The sequence below is a fragment of the Anaerosalibacter sp. Marseille-P3206 genome (assembly GCF_900155565.1).
GTDB lineage: Bacteria > Bacillota > Clostridia > Tissierellales > Sporanaerobacteraceae > FUHM01.
Genome location: NZ_FUHM01000002.1, coordinates 1458714 through 1477562, shown reverse-complemented (window position 1 = coordinate 1477562; position 18849 = coordinate 1458714). Strand labels below are relative to the sequence as shown.

18 protein-coding genes, 1 tRNA gene, 1 other RNA gene and 1 pseudogene are annotated in these 18849 nt (G+C 31.6%); 6 read left to right on the top strand and 15 right to left on the bottom strand.

Going from position 1 to position 18849, the window contains the following annotated elements; all coding sequences use genetic code 11:
* Positions 1-11: 11 nt before the first annotated feature.
* The 5 genes from BQ9840_RS08480 to BQ9840_RS08460 all read right to left on the bottom strand — a co-directional run bounded on the left by BQ9840_RS08480 (position 12) and on the right by BQ9840_RS08460 (position 4683).
* Positions 12-1064, bottom strand: coding sequence for a uroporphyrinogen decarboxylase family protein (locus tag BQ9840_RS08480; RefSeq protein WP_077369374.1), 1053 nt, complete (start codon positions 1062-1064; stop codon positions 12-14).
* Positions 1065-1190: 126 nt separating this feature from the next.
* Positions 1191-2114, bottom strand: coding sequence for an ArsA family ATPase (locus BQ9840_RS08475; RefSeq protein ID WP_200804903.1), 924 nt, complete (start codon positions 2112-2114; stop codon positions 1191-1193).
* Between the two features lie 18 nt (positions 2115-2132).
* On the bottom strand, positions 2133-2426 hold the full coding sequence (locus tag BQ9840_RS08470; RefSeq protein ID WP_077369372.1) for a hypothetical protein: 294 nt from the start codon (positions 2424-2426) through the stop codon (positions 2133-2135).
* Positions 2427-2512: 86 nt separating this feature from the next.
* Positions 2513-4147 (bottom strand): carbon starvation CstA family protein, encoded by a 1635-nt coding sequence (locus BQ9840_RS08465; protein ID WP_077369371.1) that lies wholly within the window; start codon positions 4145-4147, stop codon positions 2513-2515.
* Between the two features lie 26 nt (positions 4148-4173).
* Positions 4174-4683 carry a hypothetical protein gene (locus tag BQ9840_RS08460; protein ID WP_077369370.1) on the bottom strand — a complete coding sequence of 170 codons (510 nt, stop codon included), beginning with the start codon at positions 4681-4683 and terminating at the stop codon, positions 4174-4176.
* Positions 4684-4822: 139 nt separating this feature from the next.
* On the opposite strand from BQ9840_RS08460, the gene BQ9840_RS08455 reads away from it, so the two are divergent.
* Positions 4823-5479, top strand: a complete 657-nt coding sequence (locus tag BQ9840_RS08455) for an RluA family pseudouridine synthase (RefSeq protein ID WP_077369369.1) — start codon at positions 4823-4825, stop codon at positions 5477-5479.
* Positions 5480-5581: 102 nt separating this feature from the next.
* On the opposite strand, the pseudogene BQ9840_RS08450 reads toward BQ9840_RS08455, so the two are convergent.
* Both BQ9840_RS08450 and BQ9840_RS08445 read right to left on the bottom strand, forming a co-directional pair.
* Positions 5582-7114 (bottom strand): annotated as a pseudogene (locus BQ9840_RS08450) (IS1182 family transposase).
* Between the two features lie 142 nt (positions 7115-7256).
* The gene (locus tag BQ9840_RS08445) at positions 7257-7739 is read right to left on the bottom strand and encodes a pyridoxamine 5'-phosphate oxidase family protein (protein ID WP_077369368.1); all 483 of its coding nucleotides are present in this window, start codon (positions 7737-7739) and stop codon (positions 7257-7259) included.
* A 164-nt stretch (positions 7740-7903) separates the two neighbouring features.
* Here BQ9840_RS08445 and BQ9840_RS08440 point away from each other — a divergent pair, with 164 nt between their 5' ends.
* On the top strand, positions 7904-8662 hold the full coding sequence (locus tag BQ9840_RS08440; protein WP_077369367.1) for a transposase: 759 nt from the start codon (positions 7904-7906) through the stop codon (positions 8660-8662).
* Between the two features lie 25 nt (positions 8663-8687).
* Here BQ9840_RS08440 and recR read toward each other — a convergent pair whose 3' ends face one another.
* From recR to dnaX, 3 genes are read right to left on the bottom strand one after another with little or no spacing between them, the layout of a single operon-like run.
* Entirely contained in the window at positions 8688-9287 is a 600-nt protein-coding gene (gene recR / locus BQ9840_RS08435; protein ID WP_077369366.1) for a recombination mediator RecR, read from the bottom strand.
* A 12-nt stretch (positions 9288-9299) separates the two neighbouring features.
* Positions 9300-9632 carry a YbaB/EbfC family nucleoid-associated protein gene (locus BQ9840_RS08430; RefSeq protein WP_077369365.1) on the bottom strand — a complete coding sequence of 111 codons (333 nt, stop codon included), beginning with the start codon at positions 9630-9632 and terminating at the stop codon, positions 9300-9302.
* Positions 9633-9646: 14 nt separating this feature from the next.
* Positions 9647-11269, bottom strand: a complete 1623-nt coding sequence (dnaX, locus tag BQ9840_RS08425; protein WP_077369364.1) for a DNA polymerase III subunit gamma/tau — start codon at positions 11267-11269, stop codon at positions 9647-9649.
* Between the two features lie 162 nt (positions 11270-11431).
* Between dnaX and BQ9840_RS08420 the strand changes: the two genes are divergently transcribed.
* Both BQ9840_RS08420 and ffs read left to right on the top strand, forming a co-directional pair.
* Positions 11432-11522, top strand: a tRNA-Ser gene (locus tag BQ9840_RS08420).
* 12 nt (positions 11523-11534) lie between these two features.
* An RNA gene (ffs, locus tag BQ9840_RS08415) (signal recognition particle sRNA large type) lies at positions 11535-11801 on the top strand.
* A gap of 172 nt (positions 11802-11973) precedes the next feature.
* On the opposite strand, the gene BQ9840_RS08410 is transcribed toward ffs, so the two are convergent.
* From BQ9840_RS08410 to BQ9840_RS08390, 5 genes are all read right to left on the bottom strand, one after another.
* Positions 11974-13824, bottom strand: a complete 1851-nt coding sequence (locus BQ9840_RS08410; RefSeq protein WP_077369363.1) for a 5'-nucleotidase C-terminal domain-containing protein — start codon at positions 13822-13824, stop codon at positions 11974-11976.
* A 147-nt stretch (positions 13825-13971) separates the two neighbouring features.
* Positions 13972-14412, bottom strand: a complete 441-nt coding sequence (locus BQ9840_RS08405; RefSeq protein ID WP_159436126.1) for a flagellar protein FliS — start codon at positions 14410-14412, stop codon at positions 13972-13974.
* 16 nt (positions 14413-14428) lie between these two features.
* Positions 14429-15268 (bottom strand): flagellin N-terminal helical domain-containing protein, encoded by an 840-nt coding sequence (locus BQ9840_RS08400; RefSeq protein WP_077369361.1) that lies wholly within the window; start codon positions 15266-15268, stop codon positions 14429-14431.
* Complete coding sequence (locus BQ9840_RS08395; protein WP_077369360.1) at positions 15255-15452, bottom strand: hypothetical protein; 198 nt, start codon at positions 15450-15452, stop codon at positions 15255-15257. The genes BQ9840_RS08400 and BQ9840_RS08395 overlap by 14 nt, the downstream gene beginning before the upstream one ends.
* Before the next feature lie 9 nt (positions 15453-15461).
* On the bottom strand, positions 15462-17846 hold the full coding sequence (locus BQ9840_RS08390) for a DUF6240 domain-containing protein (RefSeq protein ID WP_077369359.1): 2385 nt from the start codon (positions 17844-17846) through the stop codon (positions 15462-15464).
* Between the two features lie 178 nt (positions 17847-18024).
* Between BQ9840_RS08390 and BQ9840_RS08385 the strand changes: the two genes are divergently transcribed.
* Together BQ9840_RS08385 and BQ9840_RS08380 are read left to right on the top strand one after the other, a co-directional pair.
* Positions 18025-18474 carry a YaaR family protein gene (locus BQ9840_RS08385; RefSeq protein WP_077369358.1) on the top strand — a complete coding sequence of 150 codons (450 nt, stop codon included), beginning with the start codon at positions 18025-18027 and terminating at the stop codon, positions 18472-18474.
* Positions 18475-18504: 30 nt separating this feature from the next.
* Positions 18505-18804, top strand: a complete 300-nt coding sequence (locus BQ9840_RS08380; protein ID WP_077369357.1) for a phasin family protein — start codon at positions 18505-18507, stop codon at positions 18802-18804.
* Positions 18805-18849 lie beyond the last annotated feature (45 nt).

Here is an 18849-nt window from a genome sequence, read left to right as displayed (position 1 = left end):
GCTCAAGTATATTATAATTCTATTGGATATGTTCCGTAAAGTTTGCCTGCTTCCATAAACATTTCTATATTCTCTATTGGAGTATGCATTGGAATTTGGCAGCCTGTACTCAAAATATAGCCTTTTTTAGAATCATGACCTTTTTTAATACATTCTTTTACTGATTTAAAAATATCTTCTTTAGTTCCTAAATGCACTACATCAACTGGAGGAACATTTCCTGTTATCACTACCCTATCTCCCATTATTTCCTTGGCCTCTTCCAAATCCTCCACATTGTCTATACTGAAATTAGAAATTCCTGTATTGACAACGTCCTCCCAAATCTCCTTACTCTTTCCACAAATATGTATGCTAGGAGCACTGCCTGTTTTCTCTTTTATCTTGTCCACATTCTTCTGAAGTGCAGGTAGAGAAAACTCTCTAAACTGTTTTGGGCTTATAAGGCTAGTAGAGGACACCGGATCAGCAAAACCAATAGATACACCTAATTTAGCTACTTCCTCTATATATCTATTATTAGCTTCTGCTACTATATCCATTAGAGTATGAATTTTTTTAGGATATTTAATCATCCATCTCATTAGATTCTCCGTTCCCACTACAGAAGCTGCTACACTAAAAGGACCAGACATAGAAGCCCCAACATCAACTTCATCCATAAGTGCATCTCTAGTTAATCTTATGGCTTCAATTAAAATTGGCAAAATCCCATCCTTTTTTGGATCAGGAAGTTTAAGGGATTCTATTTCATCTACAGATTTTACAGCAGGCTCTATCAAATAGGAGATGCTGTAATCAGGATACCCTACCTTCGCACCCATAGCCTCAGCAACCCCTCTAAGACTAGTAGATATTCCCACACTATCATGGCGAAGTCTCCTAAACAAAGCTATTTCTAATTCTGCCATAAGCTCTGCGGAATGATAATAATCACTGGCCTTAGCCCCAATAAAAGGTACCATAGTAACCCCCATATCAGGGATACAAATTACTCGATCAATTTCTTCACCTCTAGAAAAAGCCTCCATTCTCTCTTTTGGTGTCATCTCTTCCCTAATCAATTAACACACTCCTTTTGCCATATCAATATTTAATTCATATTTCAATTATACTATATAAGATGAAACTTTTTAATAAAAGCAAAAATAATATTGATTTTTAAGGACGAGGAACCTGTCCCCTTGTCCTTACCAGTATTTTGCTATTTCACTTATATTATTTGGTCCCATATCTGAATTAAGCATAGGAATTAAATTTATCTTCTTATTCTTAAAAGTATCAAATATCTCTTGCAAATATTTGCCTTCTAATTGTTTTTTGTTCTTCCAAAAATCACCTTCAATACTATCTGGAAGTATTCTATTTACAACAATATATCCTACATTTATCTTATATTCTTCTAACAATTTAATAGCTTTTTTCGTTTCTTCAATAGGAAGTTTTTCTGCATTTAAAACAAATGCAAAACTCACCTTCTCCTTGTCCATTATTATATCTTTAACTTTATTAATTTTATCTAATCTGCCACTAAGTATCTTTATAACTGGATCATTCATTATTTCTTCTTTATTCTTTTTGCCAGCATTATTAGCCATCTGCATAAGACCTAGTGCTTTAACTCTTTTTTCAATAAGGGTATCTAACCAAGCTCCTAGTAAATGAGGAAGAGATAATAATCTAACAGTATGTCCTGTAGGTGCAGTATCAAAAACTATTTTTTCAAAGGCATCATATTTTTCAATTATTATTTCAACCATTTTATCAAATAATGCTGCTTCTTCTGTTCCCGGCGATATTGCCGCTGCATCAATCTGTTTATTTATTTCTTTTATAATAATAGGACTCAATACATTTTTTAAATCACCTTTTACCTTATTCATATATTTTTTGCTTTCCATTTCAGAATTAATTTCTAATGCATATAGGTTTTCTTCAAGCTTTATAATTTCTTCTCCTATACTTTTCCCAAATATATCAGCAATCGAATGAGCTGGGTCTGTAGAAACAATCAGTGTTTTTTCCCCTGCCCTTGCACAATTTAATGCATAAGATGCTGAACAAGTTGTTTTGCCTACGCCACCTTTACCTCCAAATAAAACAATTTTATTCAAAATTAATTCCTCCTTATCCTACGCATCTAAATCAAAATCTCCCCATCTTTCACCCCATATTGATTTCCTATCCATCATCCTTCTCTGCCAATCCTCTAAATCTTCTGCAATATAAGGCAATATTTCCAATGTATAATATGTTGTAGGTATTGGTAAACCCAACATATCTGCAAAACATAAAAGTATAAAATTATCCATTTCATTGTGAGCTTCCTTTTCTAATATAGATCTTGATTTTCTATTGAAATCTAAAGCCCCTTGAAAAAATAATTTGAAGTTCTCTAATATTTCTTTAAATTTTTCCTTGTCCATATTTTCACTTCCCTTAAACTATGGTATTTTTTATATTTAATAAAGCTAACGTTTGAAATACGTTAGCTTTATTAAATAATATATCCTTATGCTTTCATATCTTTACTTATTTTGTTTGGTTCTTCCTTCAAAGCTCTTATACCTTCTTTTATTAGCACTAATGCTAATACAAACAATACTACAGCTATAGCTACCAAAGGCCAAGTTTTAGCAAGATTTGCTATACTGTCCTTAATTAATAATACAAGAGCAGATAAAGTCACCGCGAACATAAATATTGTTGGAATAGATGCCATTTTGTATTCTTTTCCGTGTTTCTTCAAGTATACAGCTGTTGATAATAATGCTAAGGCGGATAATAACTGATTAGCTGAACCAAATATTGGCCATATTGTCTTCCAACCTTTGAAAGTTAAAAATCCACCAAGTACAACTGTAATAATAGTTGCAACATACTTATTTGTAAGTGGATTTGAAGATGTTTCTCCCTCTTTTGTGTTGTCAAACATTTCTTGGAATATAAATCTTCCAATCCTTGTGGCAGTATCAAGAGAAGTCAAAGCAAAAGCTGATATTGCAAGTGCTGTAAAACTCTTTCCAACTTCAAAAGGTATTCCAAAAGTACTCATGAAATCTCCAATACCACTTGCAAATACATTTGTAGCACTACCCTTTAATAATTCTGTTAATTGGTCTTTCCCGATATATGCTGCAGTAATTATAGCAAGTACTGCAAGTACGCCTTCTATAAGCATAGAACCATAGCCTATTAATTTGATATCTTTTTCATTATCAATTTGCTTTGATGATGTTCCAGAACCAACTAATGAGTGGAATCCTGAAATAGCACCACAAGCAACTGTTACAAATAACATTGGGAACAATAAATTACCATTGCCTAAATTAAATGAAGTCACAGGATCTAATTTTATTGTTGGATGCATAATAATTACACCTATTATTCCACCAAGAAGCATAGCATATAGTAAAAATGAATTCAAATAATCTCTAGGTTGTAACAAAATCCAAACTGGAGCTATAGATGCAACCACTATATAAGCCAACAATATAACTACCCAAGTATTGTAAGATAATTGTATAGGGAATACCATCCCTAACCATATACATACAAATAATAAAATAACTCCTATAATACTACTTATTCCAAGTCCTACACCTTTTCTATATACTAAAAAACCAAAAGCTACAGCCAATACCATAAATAACATAGATGAAGTAGCCGCAGAAGGAACTGTAGTAAATGTATTAGCACATATTGAAGTAAATGCTGCTATTACAAGTAATAGAGTTAACCACGCAAACCATGAAAATAATTTTCTGCCGGTTTCTCCCATGTTTGCATGTATAACTTCTCCTATGGACTTTCCATCATGTCTAACGGATGTAAATAATGCACCCATATCATGAACTCCACCAAAAAATATACTACCTATTATTATCCAAAGCATTACAGGGACCCAACCAAATACCGCCGCTGCTATAGGTCCAACTATAGGTCCTGCTCCTGCAATAGATGAAAAATGATGCCCAAGTAATATTGGAGCCTTTGTTGGAACATAGTCGACACCATCTTCCCTAGTATGAGCAGGTGTTTTTCTATTTACGTCTATGCCCCACTTTTTACATAGCCATGAACCATACGTAGCATATGCAATTATAAAACAAATAACAGAAACTAAAATAAGAACAAGCGAATTCATAAAACACCCTCCTTTAATTTTAAGAGCTAGACATTTTCATTGAACAAAAACTTCTTTTCTTCCCCCCTTCCAAACTTATTTGTGCATATATCTTCAGTTAATGGATTAACGATAAATATTCTAGCATCAACCCATCCCCTAAGACCAAATTTAAAATTCTTATGGAATTTAAACTTTTGAACCGCTTTTATTGTATCCTCATCTAGTTTGTCAGTAGTAGAAAATAAAAAAGTAATTATTGTAGACATATGCTCCTCATTAATATCTATTAACTCATTTACATTTTCATTCAAAAAATCATAATAACTTTTGATATTGTCTGTATTAAAACTTTTATCTATCATATTATAAAATATATATTCATTTGTTTGAAATGCGTATATTTCAGCTTCTCTGAAAAGCATATACTTTGAACTTCTTTGATAAAATTTCCCAACTATATCAAATTTAAAATCTTTTATTTTTTTATCATATTCTAAATCAAAATATCTCTTTAAGCTTTTTTCTAACTTGTCCCTATATTCTGAATTTTTCATATGCATCAACCCTTTTTTTGAAATTTCTACTTTATAAACATAGTATACCTTTTTATGTATAATTTCAAGTGAAAATAGTATTGATTTTTTATGCACATACTATTATAATTAGCTGGTAAATTTTATTGGAGGTATGTAAATGGAAGTAAAAATTATATTTGAAGATAAAGACATATTAGTAGTAGAAAAACCACCTAAAGTTCCTTGCCAAAGTGATCAGACTTCTGATGAAGATATGATGACTATATTGGATAGACCTTATCTTGGACTTGTACATAGATTAGATAGACCTGTTGGTGGAGTAATGGTTTATGCAAAAAATAAAAAAGCCAACTCCAATCTTTCAACACAAGTTTCTCAAAGAAAGCTTCACAAAGAATATCTTGTAGTAGTATGTGGTAAGCCTGAATTCAGTGAAGGAGAACTAAGAAATTATTTGAAAAAATTGCGAACTATAAATATGAGTAAGGTAGTCAATAAAGATACTATTGGTGCCAAAGAGGCAATATTAGAGTATAAGGTATTGGAAACAAAAGAAACAGAAGAATATGGTATGCTAAGCCTACTTAAAGTAATTTTAAAAACAGGACGTCATCATCAAATAAGAGTTCAACTTTCCAATGCAGGATTTCCTATCTGGGGAGATAACAAATACAACAAAACTTTTGTTAAGAAAAGAGGTTGGACACAAATTGCATTGTGGTCTCATATGATAAGCTTTGAACATCCAACTAATAAAACAAACTCCACTTTTACATCTCTACCTTATGATGAATATCCTTGGAACATATTTTAGGACAAGGGGACAGGTTCACTGTCCCAATTTCCGGGACGAGGGACCTGTCCGAGACCACTGAAAAAGTAGCCTTAAAAATTTCCCTCGTCCCTTAAATTATTATTAAACCACAATTTTTTTATAAAATATTGAATTAAACCTTAAAACACATAAAAATGAAGATAATTTAGAGGATAGTATGCTTGCTATCCTCTTTAAATTAACTGCTATTGCAGTTAATTTTGCTTGCGTGGACATGCTTCTTAAACCGTACCCTCGAGCACGGTTTAATCCATGATGATTTTTCATTTCACCATTTTTCCCTTCATGGCAAGCTCTTTTTTTGTATTTTTCTTTGAATCCATCTGTTTTTTGTTCTTGGCTGTATCCATAAAATTCAGGAGTGTTTATACCTACTTCAAGAATCCTACCAACTCTTTTTCCAGTTTTGCACTCTTCTCTTTTACTACAATTCCTGCACTTTTCCTTTTCAAAGTAATATTTATATGTCTCTTTTCCGCTTTTGTCTTTTCTATGTTTTTTTCTTATTGTTATGTTTCCTTGGCTACAAAACCATTCATCTGAATCTTTGTTGTAACTAAATATTTCTTCATCTATTTTATATGACATTTCACTTATTGGGATATATGCCTTTGCTTCTATTTCCTTTATTTTATCTAATATGGGCTTTCTAAAATATGCTTTATCTCCAAAGACTTCTTCTACTTTTAAACCTGTTTGATTAGTCAATTCTATTAACTTATCAAAATTTGTTCCATCTACATATTCTCCACTTTTTACTGTTACCGCTGTTATTATCCTCTCATCAGTTGTCATCATAAATTCTGTTTTATATCCAAAAAAACGTTCTGTTTTACTTTTATGTCCGACTCTTGCTTCTTGGTCAACAATTGATCGAACTCCTCTTTGTTCTATGAATTTTGGATCTTTTAATATTTCTTTTGCATTTTCCAAAACTTTTATTGTTTTAGGATTTTCCTCTTGATTAACAATGTTTTCAACTTTTTCAATTTCTTTTTCAAGATAATCCTTCATAGTTTTCTTTGCTTCTTTATGATTTTCAATTTGTTTTTAATCTGGAATATCTTTATCTATATTTTTAGGTAGTTCTCCTGATTCTTCTTCATAAGTTTTAAATATTTTCTTTGCTAAGTGTTTTATTACTCTTTCAGGAGTAGCTTTGAAAGTATTAGCTTCTGTATGGGTTGCATCTATGCTAATACCAGTATCTTTAATTATTCCTTTTTCTATGCACTGTCTTACAATTTCAGTTATTATTTGATCTAATGTTATATCATTTAATCTATGTACTCTAAATTTAGATAGTAAACTTGAATCTGGCAAATCGTCATCTGGATTTATTCCTAAAAACCACATAAATGCTAAGTTTAATGAACATTCTTCAATTAGCTTTTCATCCGACAAATTGTACAAGTACTGTAATATCAAAAGTCTAATCATAAGTTCAGGGTCCTTAGCTGGCCTTCCATAGTATTTGTTGTATGATACTTCAAGTAGTTTCGTTACAAAACTTAAGTCTATAGCTTTATTTATTAATTTTAATGTATGATTTTCTGGTATTTTATTATATAATATTGAGTAGATGCTTAATTGATTATTTTTGCCTTTAAGCATTGCAAATCCTCCTTTTGGTTATGTTTTCTTATCAATTACATTATACCAAATTAAGGAGGATTTTGCTTTTCTATTTTATATTTAATTCATCTTACATATTATTACATCGTTTTTCAGTGGTCTCGGACCTGTCCCCTTGTCCCTATTTAGCTTTTACATATTCAATGGCTTCTTTGCCAGTTATGTGATCTATGTCAATTGCAATAACATAAGATTGGATACATCCAAATACTTTATTATGTTTATCTTCTTCAGGTTGATCTTTCGAATACTTTTCTACGAAAGCCTTAAAAGCTTCTAACCTTTCATCCCCTTCTACAATTCTTGCCTTACCAAAAGCAATAACACTTCGGAAATATGTAGTATATTCTTCACTTACTATCGTATCTTCATCTACTACTGAAAAAGATACCTTTGGATTATTCATGATAGCATCGATTTTATGCCCAGTTTTTGCTGAATGAAAATAGATTTTGTCATTGAGATAAACATAGCTAACTGGAACTGCATAAGGATAATCTTCATCTCCTATGCACGCTAAAACACCATTTGTACATCTATCCATAACAGCTACAGTGTCTTCCATTGATAATAATTGCTTACCTCTTCTCATTTCTCTAAACATTATTTTTCCCCCCATTTCATCTCAATAATATAAGCTTCCTAAATATATTTTATCATAAAGTATAGCAAAAAGTTAATTACTTAAAAGAGACATGGGGACAGGTTCATCGTCCCTACTTCCCACTCGATTCCAATTATGGTATAATTCGTTTAGGGGGGATTTTTATGCCAAGATGTGCACGAGAAAAGAGTGGAAGTGGCATATACCATATTATTATGAGAGGCATCAATAAGCAGAATATATTTGAAGATAATGAAGATAAAATGAGGTTTTTAGACACTTTAGACCGTTATAAAACAGTATGTAATTATCAGATATATGCTTATTGTCTTATGAATAATCATATACATCTGCTGTTGAAAGAAGATACAGAATCTATTTCATATGCTATAAAAAGAATCAGCGGCAGTTATGTACATTGGTACAATAATAAATACGAAAGATGCGGCCATCTTTTTCAAGAACGGTTTAAAAGTGAGCCTGTAGATACTGAAGATTATTTTTTAATTGCCCTTAGGTATATCCATCAAAACCCAGTAAAAGCTAAAATATCAAAAGATTTGACAGATTATTATTGGAGTAGCTATGGTGAATATGTAGGTAGGCCTAAAATAGTAGATGTTGATTTTCCACTTGAGCTATTCTCTACAGATAGGAAAAATGCCATTGATTTATTCATAAAATACATGAAGGAAAATAATAATGATGAATGTTTAGATTATATAGAATTAATAAGACTTACAGATAGTGAAGTTAAAAATCGCTTTTTAGAATTAGGAATTTCTAATATGAGTGAATTGCAACAACTTGAAAAAAGCAAAAGAAATGAAATATTAGTCAAAATAAAATCTGTAGAAGGGGTTAGTATAAGACAATTATCTAGAATAACAGGGATTTCTAAAAGTGTTATAGGGAAAATATAGGGACAGTGAACCTGTCCCCATGTCCTTATATTTCTCTTCTTCCTTCTAATGCTTTGGAAAGTGTTACTTCGTCGTAGTATTCTAAATCTCCACCTACAGGGATACCATGAGCTATTCTTGTGGTTTTGATGCCCATTGGTTTTAGAAGCTTTGATATATACATTGCTGTTGCTTCTCCTTCTACTGTAGGATTTGTAGCAAGGATTACTTCTTCTACTTCTCCAGTTTGAATCCTCTTCAATAGTTCCTTAATGGTAATATCATCAGGCCCTATATCGTCCATTGGGGATATTGCCCCTTGAAGAACATGATATAGTCCATTGTATTCCCTTGTTTTTTCCATAGCCACTACATCTTTTGGACCTTGCACTACGCATATTGTAGAAGGATCCCTTTTCTTATCTCTGCAGAGATAGCAAGGGTCTTCATCAGTTAAATTAGAACAAATACTACAGTATTTAATTTTTTCTTTTGCGCTTACAATTGAATGAGCCAATTTTTGTGCTTCCAATGGTTCCATTTCAAGTATGTGAAAGGCCAATCTTTGAGCAGTTTTCCTTCCCACACCTGGTAATTTTGAAAGCTCTTCTATTAAATTGGCTATAGGTAGTGCATAGTATTCCATTTCAAAATCCTCCTAGAATAGTCCTGGGATGTTCATTCCACCAGTTATTTTTCCCATTTCATTTGAAACATACTCTTCAGCATTTCTAAGTGCTTCATTTACAGCTGCCAAAACTAAATCTTGTAGCATATCTACATCATCAGGGTCTACTACTTCTTTATCTATAGTAATAGAAACAATTTGTTTTTTCCCATTAGCAACAGCAACTACAGCTCCACCACCAGCACTAGCTTCTATTTCCTTTTCTTCTAATTGAGCTTGAAGTTCTGCCATTTGTTTTTGCATCTTTTGTACTTGCTTCATCATACCACCCATATTACCCATTCCTGGAAATCCTTTTGCCATAACAATACCTCCTATTATCTTTTTATATTTACTAAGTCTTCTCCAAAGAAGTCAATAGCTTCCTTAATTAGTTCTCCTTCTTCATCTTCTTTTGAATCTTTTTCATCTTCATTTGCCATGATGAAATTTATTCTTATATTTTTATTAAAATACCTAGAAACAAAGCTTTCTACATATTCCTTGTTTTCCTTCTTACTTATGGCTTGTTTATGTATGCCAAAGCCATCATTATATCCAATAGTCAATATTCCATTTTCATAATTGACAAGCTTTCCTTCCCTCAAAAGTGCCTGAGTAGCTATCCTAGTTTTCTTCATATTCTCAAGTATCTTTGACCATTCACCTTTTATGAAATTAAAACTTAACTCTTTTCCATCATCAACAATTACAGGTTTCGGTTCTTCTTCCTCTTTCTTTGCCACTTTCTTCTCTGCTTTTTTAGTAGGTTTTTCTTTTGTAGAATTTACAACTTCATTCTTTGTTGAGACTTTAATATTACCACTTTCTATTATTTTTTCAAGTCTCTCTATCCTATCCTCAAGGCTTAGTTCTCCTTTCAACTCTATTAGCTTCACTATTATCATTTCAAGAATAATCCTAGGCTGAGTTGACCATTTTGCCCTATTTTCTCCTTCATTTAACACTTGAAGTCCATTTAATATGAAGGATGAATTCATCTTTTGGGATTGTTCTACATATCTCTCTATAGTTTCTTTTTCTGCATCTATTATATCTAGAGGATTTTCAGAAGTCTTTGCTATCATCAAGTTTCTAAAATGAAGCATCAAATCTTTTATAAGTTGATTTATATCTTTTCCATTTTGAATGATATCATCTAATAGATGTAGTGCCTTGTCTAGATCCTTCTTTTCAATATGATCTACTAAATTAAATATCAAATCCTCATTTGCGATTCCCAATATTGAAAGAGTTTCTTCATGAGTCAAAGTTCCTTCACTAAAAGAAACACATTGATCAAGTAAACTAAGAGCATCTCTCATGGCTCCATCTGAATTTCTTGCTATGAGATTTAATGCACTTTCCTCAGCTTTAAGCCCTATTTCATTGCAAATATTATTTAAATGATGGACTATAATTTTAGTTGTCATCCTTTTGAAATCAAATCTTTGACATCTTGATAAAATAGTTTGAGGAAGTTTTTCTACTTCCGTTGTGGCTAGTATGAATATTAAGTGACTAGGTGGTTCTTCTAATGTTTTTAACAATGCATTGAATGCTCCCTTTGAAAGCATATGAACCTCATCGATGATATAAACCTTAAATCTTCCTTTTGATGGGGGATACTTTACTTTGTCTCTAATTTCCCTTACATCATCTACTCCAGTATTACTTGCAGCATCCATTTCTATTACATCCATTATACTCTCATCTAGTATACCCTCACATACTTCACAAGTATTACAGGGATTGCCATCTTTAGAATCAATACAGTTAACAGCTCTTGCAAAGATTTTAGCTGTAGAAGTTTTTCCTGTGCCCCTAGTACCTGAAAATATGTAAGCATGACCGATGCTATTATTTGTTATTTGATTTTTTAATGTTGTTGTTATATGTTCCTGTCCCAATACTTCATCAAAAGTCTTAGGACGAAACCTTCTATACAGGGCTTGATACATCTTTCTCCACCTTCCACACTTAGTTAAATATATTATACCAAATATATCTTGTCAAATACACACTCATTTCACTTTAAGTAAAAGTAATTTCATTTTTTATTGACATAGTTGTATTTCTAATGTATAATATAAATCTGTAGTGCATAATTAAATATAATATTTGGAGAGGTGGCCGAGTTGGTCGAAGGCGCACGACTGGAAATCGTGTAGACGCCAAAACGTCTCGCGGGTTCGAATCCCGCCCTCTCCGCCATATTAAGTTTTGCCGTGCTAGATGGGGAGGTAGCGGTGCCCTATAACCTGCAATCCGCTATAGCAGGATTGAATTCCTAGTTTCGACTTCGTCCATTTCATGGTCTGACCTAAATAAGTGATGTTGACGGTCGGGTCCTGCGCAACGGAAATTCATGAACCCCGTCAGATCCGGGAGGAAGCAGCGGTAAGTGAACACTTTCGTGTGCCGTGGGGGTGCCTGATCCGAGTTAACTGTTTAGGTAACGCTTGGGGTGGCAAGCCAACACTAGGTGCACGGCTTACATATCAAAAAGCTATGGAATTTTCCATAGCTTTTTATTTTTTAGCTAATTGAGCAGCAATCATAATCATAATAATTAGTTTGCGACCTTTCAATAGATATTCTCCTCTCCTTTAAGTCTAAAACGCTTTGCCCCTAAAGAGACAAAGCGTTTTATATTATTAATTCTTTAATTAGCAGGAATCAATATTTTTTGACCTGGGAATATTAAATGTGGGTTATTCAATTTATTAAATTGAGCCAACTTTTCCCATGTTGTATTGAATTTTTCTGCAATCTTCCACAATACATCTCCAGCTTTTACAACATAGGATTTTTCCTTAACTACTACTTTATTTTCTTTTTCAGGTACTACAACTGGTTTTTCTTCTACAACTTTTTCAGCTTCTTTCATATAGTCAACAGCTTTTGGAGTAATAACTTTTGCTTCTTTAATTGCATCTACAAGTACATCTCTTATAGGAACAAAAGTTTCAACAACATTTTTAGCATTTGAGAAATCATACTTGTCTCCACCTGTTAGTAGAAAATCTGATATAACAACTTTATAATACTTATCCATTTCTAAAGGTGTACCATCTTCAAGAGTTATCTTTGTAATCCTATTTTCAAACTCTTTATCCTTATCATACTCTACTATTAGTCCTGCAAATTGTCCATCTGTAACTTCTGGGTTTAAGATACCATGGTCTATTGCTTTTTTCAAGTCTTTCCCTGATAAATCCAATGTTACAAGAGAGTTGTCAAAAGGCATTATTTCATATAAATCACCCATTGTTATATTGCCTTTTTCAAGAGTACGTCTAAGTCCTCCACCATTTTGAATAGCAACTTGTGCATCTGTTTTATCTCTTAGAACTTCACATACCCATCTACCTAATAAGGATACATTTGATTCACTTCTGTCGTGAGTAAATACATCAGAAGCTTCTCCTAATACTTCTCCTAATATTGGTTGTAATTTATTATTATATTCTTCATATTTTTTAGTAGCTTCTTCATCTGGTATAATATCATTTTTATTTTTAGCTACATCATCAACTTTGATATTTATATCTTTAACTTTGTTGTTTTTATCTAATTCAATTGAAACAATTCCCATTGCACGACCATATTTATAAGCTTGTATAACTGGAACATCATTTACCTTTCCACATACAGTTTGATGACTATGAGCTGATAATATTGCATCTAATCCTTCTACCTTTGTTAGTTCTATTGCATTTCCTGTGATTTCTTTTGTATCTCTATCTTGTTTAGAATCAATATGTGTTAATGCCATAATAACATCTGGAACGCCTTCTTCAGCCTTTCCATCTTTTAAATACTTAACCCATTCTTCAGCTGATTTAACAGGATCTCTAAATTCAATTCCTGTAACATTTTCAGCCTTAGTAAGAGTTACTGTATCAGGGTGAGCAAGTCCTATAAAAGCAATCTTTATTCCACCTTTTTCAACAATTTTATAAGGTTTTGCCCATGATACAGGTTCATTTGTCTTTGTATCATATATATTAGCTGCTAGAAAATCAAAACCACCTTCTTTTGACCATTTTTCCATTAAGTCTACTCCCCAGTCAAATTCGTGATTTCCTACTGCTGAAGCAACTACATTCATAGACTTCATCATTGCAGATACAGGTTCACCATAAGTTAAATTTGACATAGCAGTTCCTTGATAATTATCCCCACCAGATACAACTATAGTGTTTGGATTATTCTTCACTGCTTCATTGACATAAGCTACCATTTTAGCCATACCAATATTTTTGCCACCTTCTTTAATATCTTCTGCCAAATTTCCATGGAAGTCATTAAATAAGATAACATCTACCGTATTGCTTTCATTTTCTTTTTCAGAAGGTAACTTATCAGTAGTCTCTTTTACCTCAACAGTATCTTCTTTTGCCTTAACTTCTTCTGCAAATGTAAATGGAGTGCTAATACTAAACAACATCATAAATACTAGTAACAGACTAAGTAAACATTTACAATTAAAATTTTTGAAAAACTTTTGCATCTTATAAAATCCCCTTTCTTATATTTTATGTACACTATATCTATTCTATCCGTAAGTAAAAAACCCTTCTTTTAAATTGTAAAATATATTTTAAATATAAGTATTTAATAATCATAAAAAAACTATGGAGAATTCCATAGCTTTTATTTATCCTTTAAAGGTTCTATTGCCATTTACTTGATATTCATCAAGATTAGTTTTTCCATAAGTCATCCCGGTAACTACCTTTGGATCTATTTCTCTTTCCAATTCCTTAAACCCACTTTGTAGAGGTTCGATTATTTTAATTGCCATTTCAAAGGAAACTTTGTCTCTTTGTCTTTCAGCCTCTGTAATTATCTTATTTACGCTTATGTAAATTTCCCTTAAATCTTTAGCTATATCTGAATCTCCTTCTAGAGTGGCTAATAGTTCAGCTAATAAATCCCTTGAGTTTTTATTAATACTATTTAATTCACTATAATTCTCTTCACCTATAGCTTTTATACAATCTTTAAAGTTGTCAATTAATGCTTCATAGAGGATGGTAACCAAACCAGCCTCATTGGTTGTTGATATTCTCTTTTCCATTTCTTTTTTATTAAGCATATTACTCATCTCCTATTTATCTAAGTAATTGCAACACCGCCTGAGGAAGTTGATTAGCTTGAGCAAGCATTGCTGTTCCTGCCTGTTGTAATATATTTAATCTAGTGAATTCACTCATTTCAAGAGCCATATCAGCATCTTCTATTCTTGACATAGATGCAGTCAAGTTTTCAGCTGTGTTATCTATGTTTTTGATGGTATGTTCTAGACGATTTTGGTAAGCACCAAGTTTGGAACGCATCTCAGAAACTTTTTCTATGGCTGTATTGAATGTAGTTATGCCTGAGCTAAATTCATTTGTTGTTAAGTTTGTAGAATCTTTTATTCCACTTGCAAAAACTTCAATTCCTAACCCCGATGCTGTTGCCTTTATTCCACTCATCTCAATCTTTACAACTTGATTTTCATTTGCCCCTACTTGAAGCTGTAATTTACCCTCAGTCCCATCTAATAATTTCTTACCATTAAACTCAGTTTCCTTAGCTATCTTATCTATTTGCTCAGTCAACTGAACTATTTCATCTCCAATAGACTTCAAATCATCTTCCTTATAAACTCCATTTGCCCCTTGTACGCATAGTTCCCTCATCCTCTGTAACATAGCATGGACTTCATTTAGTGCTCCTTCTGCGGTTTGAATAAGACTTATTCCATCTAAAGAGTTTCTACTAGCTTGTCTTAAACCTCTTACTTGTGCTTGCATCTTTTGTGATATTGCCATTCCTGCTGCATCATCTGCTGCTCTATTGATCCTCTTACCTGATGATAGTCTTTCCAATGACTTTTGAATGGAATTTGTAGTCATATTTAATGTTCTATGTGTATTTAATGCTGGAATATTGTTATTTATCCTCATTATTATCCTCCTCATTTACCTTTTCTATAAAATTCAATGTTTCTTTTATAATCAAAAATAGCTCTTGTGGTACTTTATCAATACCGTCAATTTTCATTTCACCTTTTAAGTCAAACTTACTTTTCTCATGAGGACTCTCATAAGCTCTTTTCACTTGACCTTTAGGAACAATTCTAAGTTTCATATATCTCTCCTATATTCTTGTATCGACTGCTTTTAACAAATTCTCTACCTTTTTTTCCTTCTTTTCAATAAAAATATCTTTAAGGCTATATCCTATACTATTAAATCCTTCTTTGAGAATACTATCATTTTCAATTATCTTAGAGCTACTACCCTCATTAGCAATCAATTGTACACTTATATCTTTATCTACAACTTGTAGATTGAGTTTTACATTTCCCAAGTTTTCAGTATTCAAATTTAAAATAAAAGTCATATTTTCTGTGTTTATTCCACTATTCCCCTTGGGTATAATGACCTGTAAATTTTCAAAATCATGCCCTACTTGTAGCGGAAACTGTAATACCAAATCTTCCTTAGACAATTCATTTTGAATCTTTAAATTGTCCATCAATTTTTCTTTGTTTCGCCTTTGTCTATTATCCCCTTGAAAATCAAAGGAACTGGCTAGATTATTCAATTCTCTTAATAATTCCTTGTACTCTTCCCTTATGCTTATATCTCCCTGCTTTAATGATTTTGAAACAGCTTTAGCATTTTCTTCTATTTGGGCTACAGCTTGTCTTGCTTCATTTTTCTCCATATTTTCGCTTTCTTTTACGATATTATTGATACTATAACCTAAGCCATTTTTATTTTCATTAAAATAATTAATCCTCGTAAGCTCTTTCATAGATATGTCCATACCATTTTTCATAGCTATTGGAATAAGCTCACTTTCCTTACCTTCCATTGCCTTTATACTCTTAAGTGTATCTTCAACTTCCCTGTATCTATTTATCTTCTTATCTATATATTCATTTAATTCACCTAAAGGCATGTACTCAACTTCCACACCATCTGTGATACTTTCTTTGACTATATTTACACTTAAGCTTTGTTTTGCCTTCATATATTCCTGTCTAATCAAGCTCTCTGCTACGCTATCTATAGGTTCTACAACAACGGGATTTTCTCTTAAAGCCATTTCGCTTTCATATAGACTATTTAAACTAATATAATTATATCTTTTAGAAGCCAATGTAATTGTATTTTCATTCAAATCTCCTAATGTGTGGATAACATTAGATAATCTCATGACCTTATCCACAGTTTGACTACTTAATTGTCCACTGTTGTTAATTGTTGATAAGTCTTTTATTAGACTTATCAAATCCTCATCCTTTACCTTTCCCACAGAGTTTAACTTTTCTAAAATCTCATTTGCCCTTTCCTCTGCTTTTTCTATATGTTCAGGTAGATTATCTTCTTTTAATATATCCACAAGTTTTTCTACATGTTCTTTAAGTGGATCTATGTCATTGTTTACAAGTTTGGCTGTATTATCTTCATCCAATAAATCCACAAGTTCCATCAAGGACTCTTTCATCTTAAACACTTTATTTATATTGTCCTCAGTTATATCAAGTCCATTTAATATGAACTTTTCTATCAATGCAATATTCTCTTCTGAAGATTCTAGATTATATTGTTCTAATAGATTTACTATATCTTCTTTGGTAGTTTGTATTTCAAACATATTCTCATCATAGTAAGCTAAAGCCAAATTTTTATCTGAAACATTTGTATCATAAGAGTGCTTCAATCTATATATATTTTCAATATTAGGTATTAACTCATCTTTAAGCACTTTGATAAATGTTGTATCTTCTACTTTTTTTAAATCATGTAGTTTGTGAACTACTTCTTTCACCAATTCGATATTTTCTTTGTTTATCTCCATATTTTCTCTATGCAATGCTATTATGCTATCATAGATATCTTTTCCCATACGCCTACCATATACCTTTATGGAGATTTTTTCTGCTTCTTCATAAGTTAAATCCCTTTTTAATCCCAATAATTTAGCTAATGAAAAATCTTCTTCTATTGATATTTCTCCTAGGGATTCATATATGGTTTGAAGAGATGCTTCTTCTAAATCTATGCCATCCTTTAACAGCTTTATAGCTGAGTCATAGTCTATTTTTTCTATTACTTCACTTAAATACTTTTCCGTCATGAGAAGGGATTCTATATTTTCTTTTGTCACAGGAATATTGTTTTGTAAAAGAGTTTCCGCTACCTTTATATTTTCTTTTGTAGACTCTATTCCTATTTTTTTGAGTAAATCTTCTATTTTTCTAAGTTGACTTTCTTCTATTTGCTTTTTTTCTTCTATTTTATAAGACTGAACATTTTCCTTTTCGATCTTAACCTTTTCTCCAACCTCTTCTTCTATTTCTTCTTTTAATCTCAATGTGTAATTAACTACTTTGCCTCCAACTTCTGATTCCACCTTTATATTTTTACCATCCTTGGCTATAAGGGTTCCCTCTATATCAAAAGGTAATGTAGGCACCATATTGTATGTATTTACTAATTTTTCGGTAGATATATTTTTTATTGAATCCATACTTTTACCCCTTTCTCTTTCTTATTAGTTTTATCGTCAAATATTGATTATTCTTTAATACTTGCCTCCGGTACTAACTTACTAACTTTTAATCAATATATATTATTTTTTATTTTTACTTTGTATTTCCAAAAACCTGCCGATAATATATAATAGAAGATAGAGGGGAGTGATTCCTTTGGTTAAGGTAAATTCTATAAATACACAAAACAATATTCCAGAAGTAAAAAGAGTTCAATCTAATGATAAAAAGCAAATAAAAGCAAACTTTAAAGAAAAGATTGAAAACATCCAACAAGAACAGATAAGAGAAGAACTAAAAACATTATTCGACAAAATCGAAGTTAAGACAAATAAATTACAAAATAGATTATTTATCGAGGATTTAGTTGAATATAAAAAGCTGGTAAAAGATTTTTTGAATATATCTGTCAACAATTCTCATGTGTTTTACAAAGAAAACTCATTGGATAGAAGAGGTCGCCATAGGGTATATTCTATAGTAAAACAAGTAGATAAAGAATTAGATGAATTGACAAGTGATTTTATTGATATTGAAGGAAATAGGCTTAAAATATTAGATAGATTAAATGATATAAAAGGATTACTTTTAGATATTTTGACATAATATTATATAGTTAAAATGGGAGGGATAAAGATGGATGCAAATTTAAAAAACATAATTCTTGCTGGCATTGGAAGTATAGCTTATACTTATGAAAAAGCAAATGAAATGGTAGATACATTAGTAAAAAAAGGCGAAATCACTGTAAATCAAGGAAAAGAATTAAATGAAGAATTGAAAAAAGTAATAGACACTAAAAAACAAGAACAACAAGAAAATACAACAATTGATCAAGAAACATTGAAAAATATTATAACCCAACTAAATTTACCTACTAAAGAAGATATAAACTCATTGAATGCTAGAATTGACAAATTAGAGAAAAATAATTAGTATGGGAGGGTAAAAAATACCTTGATTTAAATCAAGGTATTTTTT